1 pseudogene is annotated in these 288 nt (G+C 28.5%); it reads left to right on the top strand.

Annotated elements, in window-relative coordinates:
• Window positions 1-288 (top strand): annotated as a pseudogene (locus tag WFZ85_RS16265) (hypothetical protein); the annotation flags it as partial.

Genomic DNA, 288 nt, shown 5'->3' with positions numbered 1-288 from the left:
TATTTTCTCAAGAAACTAAAAGAAATTTCTAAAAAGGAAATCAGTTGCACCTTGCGATTGTATCCTTATAAATATCCAGATAAAATGGGCGTTCCACCAGTAGATAAAGTGATGATCATGTGTTATAATTTAATCAATCCGCTAGAAAATGAAAATAAAAATTCGATTTTAGACTTAGCTGAATTAGAAAGCTATTTAATATCGGTTCCTAAATATCACAAACATATTGTCATCGCTTTTCCTATTTATTCTTGGATGCAAGTATATCTAAATAAACGTTTTTCAAAT

It is taken from the genome of Flavobacterium aureirubrum (genome assembly GCF_038739835.1).
In the GTDB taxonomy this organism is placed as follows: Bacteria; Bacteroidota; Bacteroidia; order Flavobacteriales; family Flavobacteriaceae; genus Flavobacterium; species Flavobacterium aureirubrum.
Note: the sequence above shows the minus strand (reverse complement) of the source record. Positions and strands in the feature narration are given on the sequence as shown.